Annotated in this window: 19 protein-coding genes; 7 read left to right on the top strand and 12 right to left on the bottom strand. The window is 61.2% G+C overall.

The window, feature by feature from the left end; all coding sequences use genetic code 11:
* Positions 1–246: 246 nt before the first annotated feature.
* Positions 247–822 carry a DUF2780 domain-containing protein gene (locus J3P85_RS27225; RefSeq protein WP_434704144.1) on the top strand — a complete coding sequence of 192 codons (576 nt, stop codon included), beginning with the start codon at positions 247–249 and terminating at the stop codon, positions 820–822.
* A gap of 33 nt (positions 823–855) precedes the next feature.
* On the opposite strand, the gene J3P85_RS27220 is transcribed toward J3P85_RS27225, so the two are convergent.
* Positions 856–1,263, bottom strand: coding sequence for a hypothetical protein (locus J3P85_RS27220; RefSeq protein ID WP_434704143.1), 408 nt, complete (start codon positions 1,261–1,263; stop codon positions 856–858).
* A 163-nt stretch (positions 1,264–1,426) separates the two neighbouring features.
* Positions 1,427–2,320 carry an acyltransferase gene (locus tag J3P85_RS27215; RefSeq protein WP_434704142.1) on the bottom strand — a complete coding sequence of 298 codons (894 nt, stop codon included), beginning with the start codon at positions 2,318–2,320 and terminating at the stop codon, positions 1,427–1,429.
* Between the two features lie 296 nt (positions 2,321–2,616).
* Here J3P85_RS27215 and J3P85_RS27210 point away from each other — a divergent pair, with 296 nt between their 5' ends.
* From J3P85_RS27210 to creD, 4 genes are all read left to right on the top strand, one after another.
* Positions 2,617–3,123 (top strand): ATP-dependent zinc protease family protein, encoded by a 507-nt coding sequence (locus tag J3P85_RS27210; protein WP_434704141.1) that lies wholly within the window; start codon positions 2,617–2,619, stop codon positions 3,121–3,123.
* Positions 3,124–3,192: 69 nt separating this feature from the next.
* Positions 3,193–3,873 (top strand): two-component system response regulator CreB, encoded by a 681-nt coding sequence (gene creB, locus J3P85_RS27205; protein WP_434704140.1) that lies wholly within the window; start codon positions 3,193–3,195, stop codon positions 3,871–3,873.
* Positions 3,873–5,291 carry a two-component system sensor histidine kinase CreC gene (gene creC, locus J3P85_RS27200; protein ID WP_434704139.1) on the top strand — a complete coding sequence of 473 codons (1,419 nt, stop codon included), beginning with the start codon at positions 3,873–3,875 and terminating at the stop codon, positions 5,289–5,291. Before creB ends, creC begins: the two co-directional genes overlap by 1 nt.
* A 230-nt stretch (positions 5,292–5,521) precedes the next feature.
* Entirely contained in the window at positions 5,522–6,895 is a 1,374-nt protein-coding gene (gene creD / locus J3P85_RS27195) for a cell envelope integrity protein CreD (protein WP_434704138.1), read from the top strand.
* 199 nt (positions 6,896–7,094) lie between these two features.
* Here creD and J3P85_RS27190 read toward each other — a convergent pair whose 3' ends face one another.
* The 8 genes from J3P85_RS27190 to J3P85_RS27155 all read right to left on the bottom strand — a co-directional run bounded on the left by J3P85_RS27190 (position 7,095) and on the right by J3P85_RS27155 (position 16,475).
* Complete coding sequence (locus J3P85_RS27190) at positions 7,095–7,724, bottom strand: glutathione S-transferase (RefSeq protein ID WP_434704137.1); 630 nt, start codon at positions 7,722–7,724, stop codon at positions 7,095–7,097.
* A 199-nt stretch (positions 7,725–7,923) separates the two neighbouring features.
* Positions 7,924–8,103: a hypothetical protein gene (locus tag J3P85_RS27185; protein WP_434704136.1), complete on the bottom strand. Its 180-nt coding sequence runs from the start codon at positions 8,101–8,103 to the stop codon at positions 7,924–7,926.
* Entirely contained in the window at positions 8,100–9,230 is a 1,131-nt protein-coding gene (locus J3P85_RS27180) for a PepSY-associated TM helix domain-containing protein (RefSeq protein WP_434704135.1), read from the bottom strand. Before J3P85_RS27180 ends, J3P85_RS27185 begins: the two co-directional genes overlap by 4 nt.
* Positions 9,231–9,467: 237 nt before the next feature.
* The gene (locus tag J3P85_RS27175) at positions 9,468–11,906 is read right to left on the bottom strand and encodes a TonB-dependent siderophore receptor (RefSeq protein WP_434704134.1); all 2,439 of its coding nucleotides are present in this window, start codon (positions 11,904–11,906) and stop codon (positions 9,468–9,470) included.
* 222 nt (positions 11,907–12,128) lie between these two features.
* Complete coding sequence (locus tag J3P85_RS27170) at positions 12,129–13,103, bottom strand: FecR domain-containing protein (RefSeq protein ID WP_434704133.1); 975 nt, start codon at positions 13,101–13,103, stop codon at positions 12,129–12,131.
* Positions 13,100–13,618 carry an RNA polymerase sigma factor gene (locus J3P85_RS27165; RefSeq protein ID WP_018607416.1) on the bottom strand — a complete coding sequence of 173 codons (519 nt, stop codon included), beginning with the start codon at positions 13,616–13,618 and terminating at the stop codon, positions 13,100–13,102. Before J3P85_RS27165 ends, J3P85_RS27170 begins: the two co-directional genes overlap by 4 nt.
* A 218-nt stretch (positions 13,619–13,836) precedes the next feature.
* Positions 13,837–14,544 (bottom strand): 3'-5' exonuclease, encoded by a 708-nt coding sequence (locus tag J3P85_RS27160; protein WP_434704132.1) that lies wholly within the window; start codon positions 14,542–14,544, stop codon positions 13,837–13,839.
* Positions 14,541–16,475 (bottom strand): putative nucleotidyltransferase substrate binding domain-containing protein, encoded by a 1,935-nt coding sequence (locus J3P85_RS27155; protein ID WP_434706429.1) that lies wholly within the window; start codon positions 16,473–16,475, stop codon positions 14,541–14,543. Before J3P85_RS27155 ends, J3P85_RS27160 begins: the two co-directional genes overlap by 4 nt.
* Positions 16,476–16,732: 257 nt before the next feature.
* On the opposite strand from J3P85_RS27155, the gene J3P85_RS27150 reads away from it, so the two are divergent.
* Positions 16,733–17,179: a response regulator gene (locus tag J3P85_RS27150; RefSeq protein WP_053126003.1), complete on the top strand. Its 447-nt coding sequence runs from the start codon at positions 16,733–16,735 to the stop codon at positions 17,177–17,179.
* Positions 17,180–17,421: 242 nt separating this feature from the next.
* Here the strand turns inward: J3P85_RS27150 and J3P85_RS27145 are convergent, their stop codons facing one another.
* Positions 17,422–19,599, bottom strand: a complete 2,178-nt coding sequence (locus J3P85_RS27145) for a malate synthase G (RefSeq protein ID WP_434704131.1) — start codon at positions 19,597–19,599, stop codon at positions 17,422–17,424.
* Between the two features lie 530 nt (positions 19,600–20,129).
* On the opposite strand from J3P85_RS27145, the gene J3P85_RS27140 reads away from it, so the two are divergent.
* Positions 20,130–20,648 carry a glycine cleavage system protein R gene (locus tag J3P85_RS27140; protein ID WP_434704130.1) on the top strand — a complete coding sequence of 173 codons (519 nt, stop codon included), beginning with the start codon at positions 20,130–20,132 and terminating at the stop codon, positions 20,646–20,648.
* A gap of 217 nt (positions 20,649–20,865) precedes the next feature.
* On the opposite strand, the gene rarD is transcribed toward J3P85_RS27140, so the two are convergent.
* The gene (gene rarD / locus J3P85_RS27135) at positions 20,866–21,753 is read right to left on the bottom strand and encodes an EamA family transporter RarD (RefSeq protein WP_434704129.1); all 888 of its coding nucleotides are present in this window, start codon (positions 21,751–21,753) and stop codon (positions 20,866–20,868) included.
* Positions 21,754–21,810 lie beyond the last annotated feature (57 nt).

The following is a 21,810-nucleotide window of genomic DNA, read 5'->3' as shown; positions in this document are numbered from 1 at the left end:
TGTCGAGGCTGACAGTTATTTATGTCAATTTAGAACTGTATATGGATGTTTGGTAACTTTTGGCTATATAAAAAAGTGCGATTTTTGTTAAATCAGACACTTCTTACGGTCCTGGAAGAATTTTCTGTGATGGCTATCGGCTATTAGCCCAATACGTTTAGGAACAATCTTCGCCCGCGCCAGTCCAACCCCACGCTTTAGCCGCTCTTCATGGGCGGCTTTTTCATGTTCAAGAGGATGTCCCGGATGAAGGTTTCACGCGGTTTTGCACTGTCTTGGCTGTTGATACTCGCCGCCAGCCCGGCCTTCGCGCAGTTCAGCCTTAGCGATGCCGCCAATGTCGTGTCGGCCATGCAGGGCAGCTCAGGCAAGGAAGAGGGCATGGTGGCCGCTGCGCCGAAAGCGGCCGGGCTGCTCAATACCCTTGGATCGGAACTGAAGATCACGCCGGAACAGGCCATCGGCGGTGCCGGTGCGATGCTGGGGCTGGCGAAGAATCGGCTTAGCGAGCCGCAATTTTCCGAACTGAGCAAAAGTGTGCCGGGCCTGGACCAGATCGCCGGAAACAGCGCCATCGGCGGGCTCAATGGCTTGGGTGGTTTGCTCGGTGGCGGGTCGGATAACAATGCCTTGCTCGACGGCCTGCTGGGTAACGTCAAGGATACCGGCGACCTGAACAATGCCTTCAGCGCGCTGGGCATGGACAGCGGCATGATCGGCCAGTTTGCCCCGATCATTCTGCAGTACCTCGGCCAACAGGGCGTTGCCGGTTCGCTGCTGCAGAACCTGGGGGGGATTTGGGGGAATGGCGCGGGTGTGTGAGGGTGGCGACATCGAACATCCGCCACAGGGGTATCAGAATCTCAAGCTGAGGTAGTCGGCGTTTTCCCGCCTGCACGTGTGAGGGAGCTGGCTGGCGCAACGCGTGTCCAGCCCTGGCATCAAGTTCAGCTCTTGGGGCGTGGGGTAATAATCCAGCGTGAGATTTCTCTCACCGTGCGTGCATGTAATGCTTACCTTCGCCGGTGCCTGTTGGTTTTCGTCAGGCTCCTGGACCGCGAATTCGGCGTCGTTGAAGGGCAGCGCCGCCGGGTTGAGCTCTTGTACGGGGCTCTCGGTTTGCCATTCGGGATCATCCTGCATTTCTACCGTTTCAGTGTGGTCATGGAGTTGTGTCGTGGCCGGACAAGTGACCTCTCCAGCGTGGGCATGGCCGATCATCAGCAGAACTATTCCACCGCCGCCCGTCATGAAGTTTCGCATGGGTGTGCTTCCGTATTTAGGGTTCGGGCACATGGTTATGGCTGGATCTGGAGAGGGGTACTGTCAGGGTTGACAGTTTTTTATGTTGATTTGGAATTAAAAATTCCTAAAGTCGAACCTCCAGCATCGGAGCTTTTTCAGCCGCTGCCTACTATCAGAACTGTCAGGTTCCCATCCCCTCGTTGCGCAATTGGGCGATGCGCCGGTCCTTTTCAGTCCAGAGCCGATTAACCCAGTCCTGCACCTGCTGGCGAAACACCGGGTCATTTTCGTAATCGCCCTGCCAGAGTGCCGGGTCCAGCTCGCGGGTCTGGATGTCGATGATGACCCTGGGCACCGCGCCGCTGATCAGGTCCCAGAACCCGGGAATGCGCGCTTGCGGATAGACCACCGTCACATCCAGCACCGCGTCCAGTTGTTCGCCCATGGCCGCCAGCACGAACGCCACGCCGCCGGCCTTGGGCTTGAGCAGGTGGGTGAAGGGCGATTGCTGTTGTTGGCTTTTGGCGGCGGTGAAGCGGGTGCCTTCGAGGTAGTTGACCACCGTGACCGGTTGGCGCTTGAACAGCTCGCAGGCGGCCTTGGTGATTTCCAGGTCCTTGCCGGCCAGCTCCGGGTTCTTTGCCAGGAACGCCTTGGTGTAGCGCTTCATGAAGGGGTAATCCAAGGCCCACCAGGCCAGCCCCAGGAACGGCACCCAGATGAGTTCTTTCTTGAGGAAGAACTTGAAGAACGGCGTGCGCCGGTTGAGGGCCTGGACGAGGGCAGGGATGTCCACCCAGGATTGGTGATTGCTGATCACCAGGTAAGACGTATCGCTGCGCAGGTCCGCGCCGCCGCGGATGTCCCAGCGGGTGGGGATGCACAGGGCAAAGATCAGCTTGTCGATCTCGGCCCAGGTCTCGGCGATCCACATCACTGCCCATGAGGCATAGTCGCGAAAGCGGCCGGGCAGGACCAGTTTGAGCAGTGCGAACACCATCAGCGGCCCGAACAGCACCAGGGTGTTGAGCAACAGCAACAGGGTGACGAAACAGCCGGTGAGCAGGCGGCGCATAGATGACTCTTGCAAACGGGTGGGCGGGCCATGATAAGCAAGCTTCGGGTGGTAGGCCAAATCGGCTTGGACGAAAGTTTCACTTGGGCTTGGCTAGACTGGGCTGGCTTTTGTGGCGAGGGAGCTTGCTCCCGCTGGGCTGCGAAGCGGCCCCCAATTGGCGGCCATGGCCAGACCGATTTACGACTGCTGCGCAGCCGAGCGGGAGCAAGCTCCCTCGCCACAGGGATGTTTAACCGAACGAATTCATCAGCCACGGTCTAAAAAACCACGCCCACAATGGAAGCCCTAACTACATGAAATCAGTTCTCGCCCTGCTTTCCCTGATAGCCCTTCCGGTGCTGGCCGCCGAGCCGACCCTGTACGGGCGCTACGAATACATCGCGTTGCCGGAAATCGGCGGCGAAGTGCTCAAGGCCAAGATGGACACGGGCGCCCTGACCGCCTCGCTGTCGGCCAAGGACATCGAGACCTTTACCCGTGATGGCGATGACTGGGTGCGCTTCCGCCTGGCGACCAAGGACGCGGACAACAAGGTCTACGAACACAAGATCGCCCGCATCAGCAAGATCAAGACCCGTTCCGAAGAGGATGAGGACGACGACGAAAAGATCGCCCCCACCAAGCGCCCGGTGGTCGATCTGGAGTTGTGCCTGGGCAACGTCAAGCGCACGGTCGAGGTCAACCTGACCGACCGCAGCAGTTTCAATTACCCATTGTTGATTGGGGCCAAGGCGTTGCGTGAGTTTGGTGCGGCGGTGAACCCGGCGCGGCGGTTTACGGCGGATAAGCCGGACTGCTGATCTCCCTGATTGACTCCCCCCAAACCTTGCGGCACCGTTCCGGCAACTTTACTGCCGGGCCCGCAAGCCATGCCTCATATCCTGATTGTCGAAGACGAAGCCGCCATCGCCGATACGCTGGTGTTTGCCCTGCAAGGGGAGGGGTTTGACACCACTTGGTTGAGCCTTGGCGCAGCCGCTCTTGAACACCAGAAAAACACCCCGGCGGACCTGATCATTCTCGATGTGGGCCTGCCGGATATCAGCGGATTCGAGACTTGTAAAAAAATCAGACGTTTCAGCGACGTTCCGGTCATTTTTCTGACAGCCCGGGATGGCGAGATCGACCGGATCGTGGGCCTGGAGATCGGTGCCGACGATTATGTAGTCAAACCATTCAGCCCCCGCGAGGTGGCGGCCAGGGTCCGGGCGATCCTCAAGCGCGTGGCGCCGCGGCCGGTGGCGGAGTTGGGCACGGCGTTGTTTCAGGTCGATGCCGACCGCGTGCAAATCAACTATCGCGGCACCCCGCTGAGCCTCACCCGCCACGAATTTCGCCTGCTCAATTGTCTGCTGGAGCAGCCCGAGCGGGTTTTCAGCCGCGAACAATTGCTCGATGCCCTGGGCGTTGCCAGCGATGCCGGCTACGAGCGCACCATCGACAGCCACATTAAAAGCGTGCGCGCCAAATTGCGCCTGGTCCGGGCCGAGGCCGAGCCGATCCAGACCCATCGAGGCCTGGGTTACAGCTACAGCCCGGGGCACAGCTGATGTCACTGGGGATCCGGATTTTCCTGGTGTATGTGTTGTTTATCGCCCTGACCGGTTATTTCGTGCTCAACACGGTCATGGAGGAAATCCGCCCCGGCGTGCGCCAGTCCACCGAGGAAACCCTGGTGGACACCGCCAACCTGATGGCGGAGATCCTGCGGGACGATTTCAAGGCCGGCACCCTCAACCAGAATCGTTGGCCACAACTGCTCAGGGCTTATGGCGAGCGCCAGCCGGCGGCGACGATCTGGGGCTTGCCGAAAAACCAGGTCAGCCATCGCATCTATGTCACCGATGCCAAGGGCATCGTGGTGCTCGATTCCAGTGGCGTGGCGGTGGGGCAGGATTATTCACGTTGGAACGACGTCTACCTGACCCTGCGCGGCCACTACGGCGCCCGTTCGAGTCGCAGCGATCCGGACGATCCTGCATCGTCGGTGATGCACGTCGGTGCGCCGATTCGCGACAACGGCCGGATCATTGGCGTTGTCACCGTCGCCAAGCCCAACAGTTCCTTGCAGCCTTATGTCGATCGCACCGAGCGGCGGCTGTTGATCTATGGCGCCGGCTTGGTCGCCCTGGGCTTGTTGCTGGGCGGCTTGTTGTCCTGGTGGCTCAGCGCGGCACTGCGGCGTTTGACGATCTACGCCCAGGCGGTCAGCCAGGGGCGTCGGGTGGAAGTGCCGCATTATCGCGGCGGTGAATTCGAGCAACTGGCCGGGGCGGTGGAGCGCATGCGCACCCAACTCGAAGGCAAGGCCTACGTCGAGCGTTACGTGCACACGCTCACTCACGAGCTCAAGAGCCCGCTGGCGGCGATTCGTGGTGCCGCCGAACTGCTGCAAAGCGACATGCCCGCCGCCCAGCACCAGCGTTTTGTCAGCAACATCGATAACGAAAGCGTGCGCATGCAGCAATTGATCGAGCGCTTGCTCAACCTGGCCCAGATCGAGCAGCGCCAGGGGCTGGAAGAAGAGGTCGCAGTGCCGCTGGCGGCGCTGATGGCTGAGTTGCTGGAAGCACGCGGCGGCTGGATTGAAAGTCGCCAGTTGACGGTTGAACAGCAGATCGCTGGCGACCTGGCGCTGACGGGAGAGCCGTTCCTGTTGCGCCAGGCCTTGGGCAATCTGCTGGAAAACGCCTTGGACTTCACCCCCATCAACGGCCTGCTGCGAGTGAGCGCCGAGCGCCGTGGGAATCGTATCGAGATCCGCCTGTTCAATCAGGCCGCGCCGATCCCCGACTACGCACTGCCGCGCTTGAGCGAGCGCTTCTATTCCCTGCCGCGCCCGGACAGCGGCCGCAAGAGCACCGGCCTGGGGCTCAACTTTGTCGAAGAAGTGGTGCAGTTGCATGGGGGGCAATTCAGTATTGGCAATGTCGAGGGTGGGGTGGAGGTGGTGCTGAGGTTGCCCTGAACACCCAGTTACTCAGTTTGGAACACTCTTGTGGCGAGGGAGCTTGCTCCCGCTGGGCTGCGAAGCGGCCCCTTTTGCGACTGCTTCGCAGCCGAGCGGGAGCAAGCTCCCTCGCCACAAGTTTCATGGGTCAGGTGGATTTCAGTCTCCACACAATCTCCACATTTCCCCCATAAACCCCTCACACAGCCACCCCAGACTCTCACTCATTCGAACAGGGAGAGCCCCACATGAACCGCAGCCTCGCCATTAAACTGGGCATGATCGCCCTCTTGATCCTCTTGCTGATGATCCCGCTGTTGATGATCAATGGCCTCATCGACGAGCGCCAGGAGTTGCGCGACGGTGTGCTGCAGGACATCGCCCGCAGCTCCAGCTACAACCAGCAACTGATCGGGCCGATGATCGTGGTGCCGTTTCGCAAGAGCGTGAAGGTCTGGAACACCAACGAGAAGACCGGTGTGCGTTTCCTGGAAACCGTCGAGCGAACGGGCGAGTTGTATTTCTTGCCTGAGCAATTCGAGCTCGACGGCCAGATCCGCACTGAAACCCGTGCCCGGGGCATCTACGAAGCGCGGATGTTCCACGCCGATAACCGCATCGATGGCCGCTTCAAGGTGCCTGAGCGCTACGGTGTCGCTGCCAAGGATTTCGCCGATTACCGTTTTGACGAGCCGTACCTGAGCGTCGGCATCAGCGATATTCGTGGCATCGAGAATGCGTTGACCTTGACGCTGAACCAGCAGACCGTCGACTTCCTGCCCGGTTCGCGGCTTGGCTGGCTGGGGCAGGGCGTGCATGTGCCGCTGCCGATGATCACCGCCCAGGGCGGCCCCGAGCTGACCTTCGGTTTTGACCTGCGCCTGCAAGGCACGGGCGAGTTCCAGATTCTGCCGGTGGGCAAATCCACCAAGGTGCACCTGTCGGCCGACTGGCCACATCCCAGCTTCATCGGCAACTACCTGCCCACCAACCGCGAGATCAATGAGCAGGGTTTCAGCGCTGACTGGCAAACGTCGTTTTTCTCAACCAACCTGTTGGAAACGCTGCAAGCCTGCGAGCCGAGCGATAGCTGTGAAGCGTTCCGCAGCCGTGCCTTCGGGGTGAGCTTCATCGACCCGGTGGACCAATACCTCAAGAGCGACCGGGCGATTAAATATGCGTTGCTGTTCGTCGCGCTGACCTTCGCCGGCTTCTTCCTTTTCGAAGTGCTCAAGAGCCTGGCGGTGCACCCGGTCCAGTACGCCTTGGTGGGCGTGGCGCTGGCGTTCTTCTACCTGCTGCTGTTGTCGTTGTCGGAGCACATCGGCTTCACCCTGGCGTACCTGGTCTCGGCCAGTGCCTGTGTCGTATTGATCGGTTTTTATGTCTGCCATGTGCTGCGCAGCGTGAGCCACGGCCTCGGGTTTTCGGCGGGGCTGGCGGGCTTGTACGGTTTGCTCTACGGCCTGTTGAGCGCTGAGGACTACGCACTGTTGATGGGTTCGCTATTGTTGTTCAGCCTGTTGGGCGTGTTCATGGTGCTGACCCGCAAGCTGGACTGGTATGGGGTCGGGTCGAAGCCGGCCGCGGCGATGAGCTTCGAGTTGGGGGAGGTGAAGTGAGCCGGTCGCTGGGGTTGCGGGAGGACCGGCAATTGCGAGAAGTGTTAGTGAGACAGATTGCTGGGTTGTTTCCTTTGGATCTGATGTGCCCACCATCGCGAGCAAGCTCGCTCCCACAGGGGATCCCGGTGGTCCAAACAAAGCAACCCAATGTGGGAGCGAGCTTGCTCGCGATGAGGCCGGATAGGTCAATGCAAATCTAGACCCTGGGCACCGTCTCGACCATCGAAGGCCGCAAGCTCACCTCGGCAAACCAGGCTGCCAATTGCGGATTGGCCTTGCGCCACTCCAGGTCGGGATGGCGCAGGTCCAGGTAACCCAGGGCGCAGGCCACGCTGATGGAGGCCACGTCGAAATGGCTGGCCAATTCGGCAATCGCCTCGGCTTCGAGCAGGCCCAGGGCACGGCGAATCTTGTCCCGTTGTGCATCGAGCCATTCGTCCCAGTGTTTTTCCACAGGGCGTAGCGCGGTTTCGTAGCGGATCATCACCGCCGCATCCATGATCCCGTCGGCCAGGGAGGCGAGGGTCAGGCGCCGCCAGCGCGCCGCGCCGTCCCGGGGGATCAATGGGTTGCCGACGTGCTGGTGGTCGAGGTAATCGAGGATTACGCGGCTGTCATGGATCACTGTTCCGTTGGCCAGGCGCAGGGCCGGGATCTTGCTCAACGGGTTGTCATCGATGAGCGCCCGGTCCGGCTTGACCGGCGTGAGCTGGCTGAGCTGCAACGCCACGCGGTCTTGCTGGCCGGTTTCGTGCAGCAGCACCAGGACCTTGCGCACGAAGGGTGAAGCGGGATTGTGGAACAGCGTCATGCTGGGGGTGGACATGCGGGTATCCTCGATTGGGCGGGCAGGGGCTTAGCCTAGACAGTTGAAGGGCGGCTGGCGAGCGGCGGATTGACCGATATATTCCACCTGTGGGAGCGAGCTTGCTCGCGATGGCGGCGTGTCAGTCGACATCAATGCAACTGGCCTTCCGCTATCGCGAGCAAGCTCGCTCCCACATTGGGTTTGCGTTTGTCTGGGGTTATCTGCGTTTGATCAAGCCCCAAGTCCCCAGCACCGTGGGTATGCCTAACCCAACCCAGCTCACCGCATCCCATGCGCCGTCACCCAGCAACGCCGAAAACAGTCCTGCCGCGCTCAATGCCCCGATGACCAGGGGAATACCAAACACCTTCCAGAAATTCGACTGCCGAGGCCTCACGAAGCAAGCTCCGCGCCGACGGTTGCACGTTTGGCGGCCTTGCGCCGAACTACCCACAGATACACGCCGCTGCCCAGGACGATGATGGTCAGTACATCGAGGGTCGCCCAGAAGATCTGCATCGGCCGGCCACCGTAGTCGCCGAAGTGCAACGGCAGGGACAGGCTCATCATGTCCATGTACCACGGTCGTTCGGCGACGGCGGTGACGTCCAGGGTGGTGGCATCGATCAGCACGGGCGTGAGCAGGTGCGAGGTCAGGTGGGTGTCACCTTTCATGAACACGCTGTAGTGGTGCTCACTGGAGAACAGCGTACCGGGGAAGGCGATGAAGCTGGGCTCCATGCCCGGCGCGACGTCCTTGGCGATGTCCAGCAAGCGCGTGGCCGGAGCCAGTTGGGTCAGCGGCGGGGCGTTGCGGTAGGGTTCGACCATGGCACTGAGGCTGTCGTTGCGCCACGCCGCGATGAGCAGGTCGGCGCACGCGGCGATGACGCCGGTCACGCCCACGGTCAGTGCCCAGACCAGCGTGACCACGCCGATCAGGTTGTGCAGGTCGAGCCAGCGCAGGCGCGTGGATTTGTCCTGGCGCACCGTGGCGAACTTCAAGCGGCGCATGAACGGTAAATACAGCACCACCCCGGAGACGATGGCAATCACGAACAACAGCCCCATGAAGGCCAGCAGCAGCTTGCCCGGCAACCCGGCGAACATGTCCACGTGCAGGCGCAACATGACCATCATGAAACCGCCATTGGCCGAGGGCATTTCCAAGGCTTCGCCGGTGCGCCCGTCGAGCATGAAGGTGTGGGAGGAATTGGGTTCGGTGCCCGGTGTCGGCGCCATGATGGTGATGACGCCGTTGGGCTCGTCCTCGTCCCAGCCAAAATACTGGACCACTTCACCTGAGCGATGGGCCTTGGCTTTTTCCACCAGTTGCTGCAAGTCCAGTGGCGGCGTGCTGGCCGGCATCTCCCGAAGCTCGGGGGCGTCGCCCAGCAGGTGTTCGATTTCATGGTGGAAGATCAACGGCAGCCCGGTGATCGCCAGCATCAGCAGGAAGACCGTGCAGATCAGGCTGGTCCAGGTGTGGACGAAGGACCAGCGACGAATGGTTTTGCTTTTCATGATCGATCCGAATGCAAAAGGGCCACGATGCTTGAGATCTGCCGAGAAACCTGTGGGAGCGGGTTTATGTGGGAGCGAGCTTGCTCGCGAAAGCGGAGTGCCAGTCAACATCAACGCAGCTGACTCACCGCCATCGCGAGCAAGCTCGCTCCCACAAAAGCCTCCCACAGGGATTTCATCTGACTGATCGATCTCAGCGACAGCTACCCTCAAATAGGTTTTGCAAATGCTAACCGTTTACCATTTGTAATTCACGCTGGCGACGACATTACGTTGGTCACCGTAGTAGCAGTAGAAGCCGTCGCAAGTGGACAGGTAGTCCTTGTTGAAGATGTTTTTGGCATCCACCGCCACCGTGACGCCCTTGAGGGTCTTGTTCAAACGACCCAGGTCATAATGGGCCGAGGCGTCGTACACGGTGTAGGACCCGACATGGCCCCAGCCGGTGTTGGTGGTGTTGCCGTAGGTGTCGCCGACATAACGCACACCGGCGCCGACACCGAAGCCATCCAGCGGGCCGTTGTGCCAGGTGTAGTCGGCCCAGGCGGTGGCCTGGTTACGCGGCACCTGGGCCATGCGCTTGCCTTCTTCAGCCGCGGTGCCCTTGGTGATTTCGCTGTCGTTGTAGGTGTAGGAACCGACCAGCTTCAAGTTGTCGGTGACATCGCCGGACGCTTCCAACTCAAGGCCTCGTACCTGGACTTCACCCACTTGGCGGGTGACGTTGTTTTCGGTCACGGAGTTGTTTTTCTGGGTCAGGTCGAACACCGCGGCGGTCAGCAAGGTCTTGGTGCCGGGCGGTTGGTACTTGATACCGGCCTCGTACTGTTCGCCTTCGGTCGGCTTGAACGCTTCGGTGCTGTTGACGGTTGAACCTGCCGCCGCCTGGAACGATTGGGCGAAGGAAATGTAGGGCGTCACACCGTTATCGAAGACGTAGCTCAATGCCGCGTTGCCGCTGAATTTCTTGTCGCGCTGGGTGTTGGTGACGTTGTTCAGGTTGTGGAACACGGTGCCGGTATGAATCCAGTCTTCACGACCACCGAGGGTCAGGCGCCAATTGTCCAAGGCGATCTGATCCTGGACGTACAGGCCGGTCTGGTGGGTCTTCTGGTTGTAGTCATACATGGTGAAGTACTGGACGTTGGAGAAATCCTGTCCATAGGTCGGGTTGTGGATGTTGCTGGTTGGCACGCCAGTCGAGCCCCAATCCCAGCGCGAATTGCTGTTGGAGCGCTGGTGATCCAGGCCCAGCAGCAGGGTGTGGCTGAGGGCGCCGGTCTGGAAGTCGGCCTGGAAGTTGTTGTCCACGGCGAACTGGCTGATGTCTTCATTGATGACGCTGGCGCTGCGCTTGACGTTGCCGTCGGCGTCCACCGATTGGTCGGGGCCGTCTGGCCAGAATTGGCCGCCAGCCGAGATACCTTGGGTTTCCAAATCGCTCTTGGTATAGCGCAGGTTCTGGCGGAACTGCCAGGTATCGTTCAAGCGATGTTCAAACGCATAACCGAGCGCGTAGTAGGTGCGGTCGTAGAATTCCCAGTCCGGATCGCCCAGGTTCTTGTGGTGGGATATCTTGCCCGCCGGCGAGGACAGCTTGGTGCCTTGCAGTGGCAGGAATTGCCCGGTGATGCCGGTGTCGTCGCGGGTGTATTGCGACAGGAAGGTCAGGCGCGTGTCGTCGTTGATATTCCAGGTCAGGCTCGGCGCGAGGTTGTAGCGCTTGTCCGGGATGTGATCGACCTGGGCGTTGCTGTCGCGCACGGTGCCGCTGACCCGATAGAGGAACTGGCCTTCGTCATCGACCTTGCCGGTGCTGTCGAAGTTGATTTGCTTGTGTTCGTAGCTGCCGGCCTGCAGCTCGACTTCATTGCTGCTTTCGGCTTGTGGGCGGCGGCTGACCATGTCCAGCATGCCGCCGGGTGGCGTCTGGCCGTAGACCGAAGAAGCCGGGCCACGCAGCACGGCGATGCGCTCAAGGTTCCAAGGCTCGATTTTCGGCGTGATGTAGTTGCCCCTGGGCAGCGGCAGGCCATCGAGGAACTGGGTCGGCACGAAGCCGCGCACCAGCAGCCAATCGTTACGCGAGTCCGAGCCGTAGCCGCTGCTCTGCACACCGGCGGTGTAGCGCAGCGCGTCGTTGAGGTTGAGCACGGAGCGGTCTTCCATCTGCTGGCGGGTGACCACGGAGACTGAGCGCGGCAGTTCGACGATAGGCGTATCGGTCTTGGTCCCGGCGGCGGTGCGGGTGGCGGCGTAGCCCTCGGTCGGGCCCCACGCGGTTTCACTGAGACCGGCGCCGATCACGCTGGTTTCCGGCAGGGCCATGACCCCTTCAGGCATGGCCACCAGGCTGTAGGTGCCGGCGCTGCTTTGTTCCAGTTGCAGGCCGGTGCCGCGCAAGGCCTCGCGCAAGGCGCCGGTGGCGTCGAACTGGCCTTGGACCGGGGCCGAGGTCTTGCCCGAGGCCAGGGACGGATTCAGGCTCAGCGCAAGGCCGGCCTGGCTGGCGATCTGGTTCAGGGTGCTGGCCAGGGGCGCGGCGGGCAGGTTGTAGGCGCGCACGCTCGTGGCCTGTTCGGCGGCCAGCAGCGGGGCGCTGGTCAACGGGGCGGCAAAGGCAATGGCAACGGCCAACAGGCTGGGGCGCAACAGGGTGTCTAGCGGGCGGGACATACGGCGGCTCCTGAATGGAAATATTTCTCAATTGCCTGGGTGCCGGATGAAAATCGAAAAGTGATAGGGCTGGATGAAAATAATTTAGATTCTGTTTGCGGGCGGTGGCTTTTTGGTGGGACGAATGGCCTCATCGCGAGCAAGCTCGCTTCCACATTGGAATACGAAGCCCTGTGGGAGCGAGCTTGCTCGCGATGAGGCCATCACTGACAACAATGTGCTTCAGGGCTTGGCTTCAACCCGCGGCCCCACCACCACCCACCACCGCGTGTGATGCTCGACCTGCACCGGCAAGGTCGGCAGCAAGGCGGTCAGGGCCAGGTCGGTGTCGTGCAGCGGGAAACTGCCGGTGATGCGCAGGTCGGCCACTTGTGGTTCCACGCCCAGGTAGCCGCGCCGGTAACGCCCCAACTCATGGACCAGGTCTTCGAGGCGGGCGTTGTCCACCACCAGCATGCCGCGGGTCCAGGCATCGGCGCCGGGGTTCAGGGCAATGGTCGGGCCGAGGCCGTCGTGGCGCATCAGCACTTGTTGGCCTTCGCGCAGGATCTGTTCGATGTCCGTGGCCTGGGGACGCGCCGCCACGGCGGATTTCAACACGCTCAGACGCGTGCCTTCGTTTTCACGCTTGACCAGGAATCGTGTGCCCAAGGCACGCAGGCTGCCTTCGCGGGTCTCGACGATGAACGGACGCGGGTCGTCGTGGCCGGTCTCCACCAGGATCTCGCCTTCCTGCAGGATGATGCGACGCTGTTTGTCATCGAAACGCACGTCCAGCGCGCTGTGGGTGTTGAGGTTGATCAGCGTGCCGTCGGCCAGGCGCAGGGTGCGTTGCTCGCCCGTCTCGGTGCGCTGGTCGGCCAGCCAATAGTCAAACGGCAGGTAACGCTCCCCGGCAAACAACGCCAGGCCGATGGCCGCGACAACGCTGGCAAGGCCGCTGCCCACCTTGCGTATCCGCCGGCGAATGCTCACCCGTGATTGCAGCAACGCCGCCCGCGCCGGCCCGTTGGCCACGCTGAAGCGCTGGTCGAGCATGCCTAGCTGTCGCCAGGCCCGGGCGTGTTCTTCATCGGCGGCATGCCAGAGGGCGAACGCTTCCCGCTCCTGGGCGCTGCTCGAGTCCAGGGACAACTGCCAGGCGATGGCGGCATCCAGCACGCTGGCCGAGACCGGTTTGGCATGGACCTGGCTCACGTTGGTTCTCCATACAGGGCGATGTAGCACTGGCGGATGCCCTGAGCCAGATACTGCCGTACCCGCGGCACCGAAACCCCCAGGCGCTCGGCAATTTCGGCGTGGCCGAGGCCGTCGAGGCGGTTATAGAGGAAGGCTGCGCGGGCCTTGCTCGACAGTTTGCCGAGCAGGCGGTCGATGGCCTTGAGGTCTTCCAGGATGATTTGCTGTTCTTCCACCGAGGGCTGCTCGGCCTCGGGGATCAGCATCAGTTCGGTGAGGTAAGCCTGCTCCAAGGCTGCGCGCCGGAAATAATCGAACAGCAGGCCCTTGGCGATGGCCACCAGAAACGCCCGGGGCTCGCGGGGTGCTTTCAGTTCCTCGCGACCCAGCAAGCGCACGAAAGTATCCTGGCTCAGGTCCTCGGCCCGGTGCGCACAGGCCACGTTGCGTCGCAGCCATGCCAATAGCCAAGCGCGATGGTCACGGTACAACGCACCAACCAAATCACTATGGGGAGTGGGGACTGACGACACGGAGCATCACCGATGTTTTAAGTAACGAGAATTGTTCGCGATTGTGGCAGAGGGCGGGGAGGGAAAGCAATTGGCGCTGGTCGGGACGAACGACTCAACACCCCTGTGGGAGCGAGCTTGCTCGCGATTGCGGTGAATCAGCTGCGTTGATATCGACTGACACTGCGCTATCGCGAGCAAGCTCGCTCCCACAGGGAGGGCTTTGTGTACCCAAGGTTCTAAAGCGAAGGCGCCTGCTGCCGCCGTTTCCACTGGCCCAGGCGCTGTTGCAGCTCAAGCGCACTGTGGATCTGTTGCTGACGGGCGCGGCTGAACAGGATCAGCGCCAGTTCCGCCGTGGCCAAGGCATCGGCGCTGGCGTTGTGACGGTCAAAGACTTGCAGCTTGAACCAGTCGATCCACTCGTCCAGGCCGGACCTGCGCAGGTGGGCCTGGGGGCAAAGCATCGGGGCCAGGTCCGCCACGTCGAGAAACGGATGCTGCAGGCGATAGCCCAGGTAGTCTTTCAAGGCGCGCCCGAGCATGTGGGAATCGAACGGCGCGTGAAAGGCCAGCAGCGGACTGTCGCCGACGAATTCCATAAACGCCAGCAGCGCCTCGGCCGGGTCGCTGCCAGCGGCAATGGTGCTGGGGGCCAGGCCATGGATCAACACACTGGGCCCGAGTTTCTGCTTATCGCACTGCAAGGTGCGTTCGAACTGTTGGCTGAAGTCGATGGCGCCGTCTTCAATGACCACCGCGCCGATGGACAGCACCTGGTCCTTGTTCAGGTTCAACCCGGTGGTTTCCAGATCCAGCACGACCCAGCGTTGCTCCCGCAGGTTGCTTTCCCTCAGTGGCGAAGGCGCGGGGAGGCGTTCCAGGCGCTGTTGCAGCGCATCGGGTACCGTCGGTTGGGCCGGGCGCAGCCAGGAAAAAATACTCACAACTGGTACCTCAGCGTCAGGCTGCTTTGCAGGCGCTGGGCTTGGCGCAAGGATTCACGCAGGATGCGTCGATCCAGATGGTTGAGGCTGTCGGGGTCGACGCGGTTGGAATAAGGCAGGTTCTCGCGGGTTTGCAGTTGATGTTGCTGCATGCGGGTCTGCTGGATGAAGTGATAGGCCTCTTCATAGGCCGCGCCATCGAGCGGTTCGATCACCTCCTTGACGACCAATTGCCGCAAGCGCTCCAAGGTGTTGTTGGCTTCGATGCCGTTGGCCAGTGCCAGCAGGCGGGCGCCATCGACGAAGGGCGTCAGGCCCTGAACTTTCAAGTCCAGGGTCGCCTTTTCGCCATTCTTGCGGCTCAGCACGAAATCCCTGAAGCGTCCTACGGGTGGGCGATGGCGCAGCGCATTCTCGGCCATCATGCGCTGGAACAAGCGATTGTCGGCCACTTGACCGAGGATCTGCTGGCGCAACTGCTCGCAGCCTTGCTCTTCGCCCCAGACCACCCGCAAGTCGAAATAGATGCTCGAACCCAGCAGGTTTTCCGGCGTCGCTTCACGAATGAATGCCGAGAAGCGCCGGGCCCATTCGGCGCGGGACAGGCACAGCTCGGGGTTGCCGGCCATGATGTTGCCCTTGCACAAGGTGAAGCCGCACAGGGCCAGGCTCTGGTTGATCTGTTGGGCGATGGGCAGCAGCAAGCCACGAATCTGCGCGGCATGGGCGGCGTCCCGGGCTTCGAACAACATGCCGTTGTCCTGGTCGGTGTGCAGGGTTTGCTCGCGCCGGCCTTCACTGCCGAAACACAGCCAACTGAACGGCACGCCCGGGTCGCCCTTGTCGGCCAGGGTCAGTTCGATGACGCGGCAGACGGTGTGATCGTTGAGCAGGGTGATGATGTGGGTGATCTGGGTCGACGACGCACCATGGGCCAGCATGCGTTCCACCAGTTGTCCGATCTCACCGCGCAGGGCCACGAGGTTTTCCAGCCTGGGGGCGTTGCGGATGGTCCGGGCCAGGTGCACCAGGTCCACCCGCTGCAAGGAAAACAGATCGCGCTCCGACACCACGCCACACAGGCGCTGGTCCTTGACCAGGCAGACGTGGGCGATGTGGCGCTCGGTCATGGCGATGGCCGCGTCGAAGGCGCTGTGGTCCGGCGAAAGGAAGAAAGGTGCTTGGGTCATATGTCCTACGATGGCCTGGGAAAAGTCCCCGGAACCATCGGCCACAACCTGTCGGAGGTCGCGCAGGGTAAAAATCCCCACCGGCGCTTTTTGCTCATTCACCACCACGATGCTGCCGACCTGCTGCTCATGCATCAGCTTCACGGCTTCGCGCAGCGGTGTGTCCGGGCTGCAACTGACCGGGTGGCGCATCGCCAATTCGCCCAGTCGGGTATTGAGGGAGTATTGGGTGCCCAGGTTTTGCGCCGATTTTTGCTGGACCTGTTGGTTGACCTGGTCGAGCAAGCTGCTGACCCCGCGCAGGGCGAAGTCGCGAAACGGGCCGGACAAGGCGAACAGCTTGATGAAGGCGAGTTTGTTCAGTTGCAGGCAGAACGTGTCTTCGCCGGCCCGGTGCTCGGTGCGCGTGGCTCGCTCGCCCAGCAGCGCGGCGAGGGGGAAACATTCGCCGGTAGTGATCTCGAAAGTGGTCTCGGTGCCACCCTTGGCCGAATGCGGACGTTCGCCCACCACCCGGCCCTGCTTGACGATGTAGAAGTGTTCCACCGGGCCGTCGGCCGGCTTGATGATGGTGTCACCGGGGGCGTAGAAACGCAGCAGGCATTGCTCCACCAGGTAGGCCAGGTGGGCGTTTTCCATTTGGTTGAACGGGGGAAAGCGCTGGAGAAACTGCAGCGTCCCCTGGATGTTTTGCAACACCGCGGTTTTCCCTGCCTGGATGAAGGCGTCCGCTTTTTTCATAACCATTACGCAGTCTTATTCGAATTGTTGTGGTCGGATCTGTTCCCCATGGTCGACCCCTCAGCGCGGGGTGCCCATTGGACGTAAGTCTAGGTCGGTGCCTAAGGCTGGCTTACGGAAAAGTCCTACGCTAGATGTCAGAAAAATCTTCGTTGAATGTTCTTGGAAAAAAATCCGACGAAGTGCACATTGAAGCGCCTCGGAACGATGTCTGACCACTGTGCCAGGGGATCGATTTATAGAACGTAGAGAGCACCATGTCCGACCACGATATTTTGAGTGATGCCGAGCGCGAGGCGCTGAGTGCCGTCATGCTGGAACCTGACCTGCCGCCGCAGCGCGTCTTGATCGTTGACGACGACAAGGACGCACGTGAGCTGTTGTCGGAGATCCTGGCATTGGACGGGATTCACTGCATGACCGCCGCCAGTGGCGAAACGGCACTCAAGATGCTGGAAACCAAGCCGTCGATCGGCCTGCTGATCACCGACCTGCGCATGGGCAACGTCGATGGCCTGGAGTTGGTGCGCCTGGTGCGCGAGTCCGAGCGGGCGGCGTTGCCGATCATCATCGTCTCGGGCGATGCCGACGTGAAGGACGCCATCGAAGCCATGCACCTGAGCGTGGTGGATTTTTTGCTCAAGCCGATCGATACCGAAAAGCTGTTGGGGTTGGTCAAGCATGAGTTGGGGATGGATCTTTAGCCAGTCGCTTCTTCCAGGAACGAAGCCATGGCGAGATCGCTTTTGTGGCGAGGGAGCTTGCTCCCGCTGGGCTGCGCAGCAGACCTTTTCCAGACGTCGGAATCTCATTGACCTGTATTGCGGTTGCTGCGCAACCGAGCGGGAGCAAGCTCCCTTGCCACAAAGGCAGTCAGGTGTTGCAAATGAAAAAGCCCTGATCTTTTGATCAGGGCTTTTTTGTGTGCCGCGAATCTACCGCTCAATCACAACCCATTGGCTGCCTTGAACTCACGACGACGGCGGTGCAGCACCGGCTCGGTATAGCCATTCGGCTGTTTGGTGCCTTCGATCACCAGCTCGACCGCCGCCTGGAAGGCGATGTTGCTGTCGAAGTCTGGTGCCAGCGGGCGGTACAGCGGATCGCTGGCGTTCTGGCGGTCGACCACCGGCGCCATGCGCTTGAGGCTTTCCATCACTTGCTCTTGAGTGACGATGCCATGGCGCAGCCAGTTGGCGATGTGCTGGCTGGAAATACGCAGCGTCGCACGGTCTTCCATCAGACCGATGTCATTGATGTCCGGCACCTTGGAGCAACCGACGCCCTGGTCAATCCAGCGCACCACGTAGCCAAGGATGCCCTGGGCGTTGTTGTCCAGTTCGTTCTTGATCTGCTCCGGCGTCCAGTTCGGGTTGACGGCCAGCGGGATGGTCAGGATGTCGTCCACCGACGCGCGGGCGCGCTTGGCCAGTTCGGCCTGGCGGGCGAACACGTCGACCTTGTGGTAATGCAGCGCATGCAGGGCGGCGGCGGTCGGCGAGGGAACCCATGCGGTGTTGGCGCCAGCCAGCGGGTGAGCGATTTTCTGTTCGAGCATCGCCGCCATCAGGTCCGGCATCGCCCACATGCCCTTGCCGATTTGCGCGCGGCCTTGCAGGCCGGTGCTCAAACCGATGTCGACGTTCCAGTTTTCATAGGCGCCGATCCACTTCTCGGCTTTCATGTCGGCTTTGCGCACCATCGGGCCGGCTTCCATGGAGGTGTGGATTTCATCGCCGGTACGGTCGAGGAAGCCGGTGTTGATGAACACCACGCGCTCGCTGGCGGCCTTGATGCAGGCCTTGAGGTTGACCGTGGTACGGCGCTCCTCGTCCATGATCCCGACCTTGAGGGTGTTGCGCGGCAGGTCCAGCACGTCTTCGACGCGACCGAACAGCTCGTTGGTGAACGCGGCTTCTTCAGGGCCGTGCATCTTCGGCTTGACGATGTACACCGAACCAGCGCGGCTGTTGCGGCGCGAGGTGTTGCCGTTGAGGCTGTGGATCGCCGCCAGGCTGGTGACCAGGCCGTCGAGGATGCCTTCCGGCACTTCGTTGCCATCCTTGTCCAGGATCGCGTCGATGGTCATCAGGTGGCCGACGTTGCGTACGAACAGCAGAGAGCGGCCGTGCAGGGTCACGCTCGAACCGTCGACGGCGGTGTAGACACGGTCAGGGTTCATGGTCCGGGTAAACGTCTGGCCGCCCTTGGCGACTTCTTCCGACAGATCACCCTTCATCAGGCCGAGCCAGTTGCGGTAGATCACCACTTTGTCATCGGCATCGACGGCGGCGACCGAGTCTTCGCAGTCCATGATGGTGGTCAGTGCGGCTTCCATCAGGATGTCTTTGACGCCCGCGGCGTCGGTCTGGCCGACCGGGGTGCTGGCATCGATCTGGATTTCGAAGTGCAGGCCGTTGTGTTTCAGCAGCACGGCGGTCGGTGCCGAGGCATCGCCCTGGAAACCGATCAACTGGGCATCGTCACGCAGGCCGCTGTTGCTGCCGCCCTTGAGGGTGACCACCAGTTTGCCGTCGATGATTTTGTACGCGGTGGAATCGACATGGGAGCCGGCCGCCAGGGGCGCCGATTCGTCGAGGAAAGCACGGGCGAAGGCGATGACCTTGTCGCCGCGGACCTTGTTGTAGCCTTTGCCTTTTTCCGCGCCATCGGCTTCGCTGATGGCATCGGTGCCGTACAGCGCGTCATACAACGAGCCCCAGCGGGCGTTCGAGGCGTTGAGGGCGAAGCGGGCGTTCATCACCGGCACCACCAGTTGCGGGCCGGCCATGCGGGCAATTTCGTCATCGACGTTTTGGGTCGTGGCCTGGAAATCCGCCGCTTCTGGCAGCAGGTATCCAATGTCTTGCAGGAAGGCTTTGTAAGCCACGGCGTCGTGGGCCTGGCCGGCACGGGCCTGGTGCCAGGCATCGATCCGCGCCTGGAAATCATCGCGTTTGGCGAGTAGGGCTTTGTTCTTCGGGGCCAGGTCGTGGATGACCTTGTCGGCACCGGCCCAGAACGCGTCGGCGGTGAGGCCGGTTCCGGGAATGGCTTCGTTATTCACGAAGTCGAACAGGACTTTGGCGACCTGCAGGCCACCGACTTGAACGTGTTCAGTCATTGCTTGCCTCACTCTGCTCAGCTATTTCGCTTTTCAGCTCTTCGATTTTGACAATGAAGCCTCGGGACATTTAAACCACAAACCCCGGAACCAGTACATGCCATCACTGGCGGCTGGGTATTCAAGCCTTGCTGACGGGGCTTTCAGGGATGCGACTGGCCTTAAGCAGACATCGGTACAACAGGGGTATCGCGATTATGTAGTGCGCGCTGCGGAATACTACATGATCAATTGCGGTTGTGAAAATTAGACTAATTGCGTCGTTCCGCGACCGACTAAAGTGTTACGGTCACGTCGGGACACGGGATGTTCTCAAAAAACAGAGTGATTGTTCCAGATAATTTTATGGTTAGTACACAAAGCACCGTGGCGAGGGAGCTTGCTCCCGCTTCAGTGCGCAGCACTGATCCAACCATTCTGGGCCCGCTACGCGGTCCAGCGGGAGCAAGCTCCCTCGCCACGAAAGCGCGGCCGTGTTGATTTTCTGCCTTGCCTATACTGTCCCTTCCATCAACAAGAGGACTGCGCCCATGGACCACCTCGTCATCACTGTTTTCGCCCCGGACAAGCCCGGGCAGGTCGAGCGCATCGCCGATTGCATCGCCGCCCATGGCGGTAACTGGCTGGAAAGCCGCATGTCGCACTTGGCCGGACAGTTTGCCGGGATCCTGCGAATCAGCGCCCCGGCCGAGGCCCATGAAGAATTGATCGAAGCCTTGCAAGGGTTATCGGCCCACAGCATTCGTGTGTTGATCGCGGAAAGCGCCCTTGAAGAGTCCTGCTCCTGGAAACCCATCACCATGGAGCTGGTGGGCAATGATCGTCCCGGTATCGTGCGGGACATCACCCGGTTGTTGAGCGAGCAGGGCGTCAATGTCGAACGCTTGGTGACCCATGTCCGGCCGGCACCGATGAGCAGCGAGCTGCTGTTTCATGCCGAGGCGCTCCTGGGCGTGCCCTTGACCCTGTCGCTGGAGGCGTTGCAGGAACGCCTTGAGACCTTGGCCGATGAGTTGATGGTAGAACTCAAGTTCAGCGACGAAGCGTGACGAGGGTTATCCAAGGAAAAACTGCGCCTGCCTGTGGATAACCTGTAGAGACCTAGCCCCAGCCCAGGCCTGCCGGGGCTTAGCGGCAGATGATCAAAAAATCACCAGTTTTCAAGGGCTTGTGCACAAACGGCGGGGATCACGCTGTGGATAACCTTGGGAAGGATAAGCGCAGGCCACGCCAGGCGTGGCCTGTAGAGGTTTGTATTTTTTTTGATCAATTGCGCCGGCGCATGCTGATCACGGCATCGACGCTGTACACCGCCAGCCCGGCCCAGATAAACAGGAACGCTACCAGCGTGCTGGACGACAGATGCTCACCGAACAGCAGCACGGCGAGCAACAGCACCAGCGTCGGCGCGATGTACTGGAGAAAACCGATGGTCGTGTAGGGTAAATGCCGGGTTGCGGCGTTGAAGCACACCAACGGCACCAGCGTCACCGGGCCGGCCGCTACCAGCCACCAGGCTTCGGAGGTGGTCCAGAATGCCGCCTGGGCACTGGTGGCCGTGGGGTTGAACAGCAACCAGGCGATGGCGATTGGCACCAGCATCCAGGTTTCCACCACCAGTCCCGGCAAGGCCTTGACCGGCGCCTGTTTGCGGATTAGCCCATAGAAACCGAAGGTCAGCGCCAGCACCAGCGACACCCACGGCAGGCTGCCCACTTGCCAGACCTGCTGCGCCACGCCGGCTGCCGCCAATCCCACCGCCAGCCATTGCATGCGGCGCAGGCGCTCACCGAGGATCAACATGCCCAGCAACACGTTGACCAGCGGGTTGATGTAATAACCCAGGCTGGCTTCGAGCATGCGCTCGTTATTCACTGCCCAGACGTAGGTCAGCCAGTTGGCCGCGATCAGCGTCCCGCTCAGGGCGAGGATCGCCAGGCGTTGTGGATTGTCCCGCAGTTCGCGCCACCAGCCCGGGTGTTTCCACACCAGCAGCAACGCCGCGCCGAACAGGGCCGACCACAGCACCCGGTGGATGATGATTTCCACCGACGGCACGCTGGCGATGGCCTTGAAGTAGATCGGGAACAGACCCCAGATGATGTAGGCACTCAGGCCCAGGATGTACCCGCGACGCGGGTTGGCGGCTTGCATGCAGAATCCTTGCTTAGGCAGCTAACAAAGGAGTGATTGTAAGGAGATTTGTCTGGT

It is taken from the genome of Pseudomonas sp. Z1-12 (assembly GCF_051132015.1).
GTDB classification, from domain to species: domain Bacteria; phylum Pseudomonadota; class Gammaproteobacteria; order Pseudomonadales; family Pseudomonadaceae; genus Aquipseudomonas; species Aquipseudomonas zanjanensis.
The sequence above is the reverse complement of the archived record's forward strand: the minus strand, read 5'-3'. Positions and strand labels throughout refer to the sequence as shown.

Coding starts and splice junctions, on each gene's coding strand:
- creD (WP_434704138.1), top strand. CDS start 5,522: ATGAACCGCAGCCTCGCCATTAAACTGGGCATGATCGCCCTCTTGATC.
- J3P85_RS27145 (WP_434704131.1), bottom strand. CDS start 19,599: ATGACTGAACACGTTCAAGTCGGTGGCCTGCAGGTCGCCAAAGTCCTG.
- J3P85_RS27190 (WP_434704137.1), bottom strand. CDS start 7,724: ATGTCCACCCCCAGCATGACGCTGTTCCACAATCCCGCTTCACCCTTC.
- creB (WP_434704140.1), top strand. CDS start 3,193: ATGCCTCATATCCTGATTGTCGAAGACGAAGCCGCCATCGCCGATACG.
- creC (WP_434704139.1), top strand. CDS start 3,873: ATGTCACTGGGGATCCGGATTTTCCTGGTGTATGTGTTGTTTATCGCC.
- J3P85_RS27215 (WP_434704142.1), bottom strand. CDS start 2,320: ATGCGCCGCCTGCTCACCGGCTGTTTCGTCACCCTGTTGCTGTTGCTC.
- J3P85_RS27210 (WP_434704141.1), top strand. CDS start 2,617: ATGAAATCAGTTCTCGCCCTGCTTTCCCTGATAGCCCTTCCGGTGCTG.
- J3P85_RS27180 (WP_434704135.1), bottom strand. CDS start 9,230: ATGAAAAGCAAAACCATTCGTCGCTGGTCCTTCGTCCACACCTGGACC.
- J3P85_RS27155 (WP_434706429.1), bottom strand. CDS start 16,475: ATGAAAAAAGCGGACGCCTTCATCCAGGCAGGGAAAACCGCGGTGTTG.
- J3P85_RS27220 (WP_434704143.1), bottom strand. CDS start 1,263: ATGCGAAACTTCATGACGGGCGGCGGTGGAATAGTTCTGCTGATGATC.
- J3P85_RS27150 (WP_053126003.1), top strand. CDS start 16,733: ATGTCCGACCACGATATTTTGAGTGATGCCGAGCGCGAGGCGCTGAGT.
- J3P85_RS27140 (WP_434704130.1), top strand. CDS start 20,130: ATGGACCACCTCGTCATCACTGTTTTCGCCCCGGACAAGCCCGGGCAG.
- rarD (WP_434704129.1), bottom strand. CDS start 21,753: ATGCAAGCCGCCAACCCGCGTCGCGGGTACATCCTGGGCCTGAGTGCC.
- J3P85_RS27225 (WP_434704144.1), top strand. CDS start 247: ATGAAGGTTTCACGCGGTTTTGCACTGTCTTGGCTGTTGATACTCGCC.
- J3P85_RS27175 (WP_434704134.1), bottom strand. CDS start 11,906: ATGTCCCGCCCGCTAGACACCCTGTTGCGCCCCAGCCTGTTGGCCGTT.